Source organism: Paenibacillus sp. OT2-17, from assembly GCF_009827695.1.
In the GTDB taxonomy this organism is placed as follows: domain Bacteria; phylum Bacillota; class Bacilli; order Paenibacillales; family Paenibacillaceae; genus Paenibacillus; species Paenibacillus polymyxa_B.
Genome location: NZ_WUDQ01000834.1, coordinates 1 through 1179, shown reverse-complemented (window position 1 = coordinate 1179; position 1179 = coordinate 1). Strand labels below are relative to the sequence as shown.

Sequence of the window (1179 nt, the reverse complement as noted above, 5' to 3'; positions counted from 1 at the left end):
ATCATGTCGATCTTGCAAACGCATCAGCTCAGGACCGTAAACATCGTATCTCCCTGATTCTTGCCACAGCTCCGTTGGCTGCAATACAGGCATCAGCAGTTCCCCAGCCCCTACGCGATCCATTTCATCCCGTACGACTTGCTCTACTTTTCTGAGCACCCGTCTGCCCAGTGGCATGTAGGTGTACATTCCAGCCGCCAGTTGGCGGATAAATCCTCCCCGCAGCATAAGCTGATGACTGATCACTTCGGCCTCTGCGGGTGCTTCACGCAAGGTTGTCAGTAATAATTGGCTTTGGCGCATGTGTAGCTACCTCCTTGTATGGACGATAAAATGTACGCAAAAAGACACATCCGTCAGGGACGAATGTGTCGTGGTACCACCCTTAATTTGACCGTAACCATACACGGAACGGTCCTTCATCAGATAACGGCGTCTAGCCGGTAACGGTTTATCTTACAAACCGCTACAGCTCGCAAGGCAGGGAAACGTTCATTCGCGGCGAGAAACCTTTCAGCCCATGAGTTTCTTCTCTGTACAGCGGGTATTGAACCTTTGATCCTTGGTCTACACTATTCCTATATATTACAATTTTCACCACTTTACACGAAACGTAAGTTCTAGTCAAGGAGATGATCGTCTATCTGGAGCTGTCCAGGGACATGAACGATATTTAGATTTCAAGATAATCAAATTCCGTTGGTTACCATATTGCATAATGAGCGGCCAGATTTTAGGACGAATACGCCTGCGAAAACCCAGAACAAAACGGACAAAGCGAGGCGAAATATCCCAAATACGAACTGCTTCCTCCTTCACTCCTTTAGGTAGCTCCTTGGAAAACAGAAAACGGTTGAGCGAACGTGTGATAACGCCTGTTATTGCTTCAAGCGTACTAACATCCATTACAATGATCGTATCGGCGCGCTGGAGTCGCTCGGTAAAATAACGCTCATGATAATTCCCTTCGATGATCCACTCTTCCCTTTGGAGCACTTCACCCAGCTGTTTGAGAAATTGTTTGTCAGTGCTCCGCTTCCACTCCGGGCCCCAATACAAATCATCCAAAGAGATATACGGCAATTGAGTCCACATGGAAAGACGTTTGGCCAAAAAAGTCTTACCGCTTCCCGGCGAGCCGATCACGATAATACGTTTAGCGTGCTGCACAGCACGAAA

The 1179-nt window shown here is 47.8% G+C and carries 1 protein-coding gene and 1 pseudogene; both read right to left on the bottom strand.

From position 1 onward, the window contains the following. Positions 1-303, bottom strand: a pseudogene (locus GRP75_RS27500) (proline--tRNA ligase); the annotation flags it as partial. A 321-nt stretch (positions 304-624) separates the two neighbouring features. Then, positions 625-1179 (bottom strand): P-loop NTPase family protein (locus tag GRP75_RS27495; protein WP_160790956.1); only part of this gene is annotated, 555 nt, incomplete at its 5' end.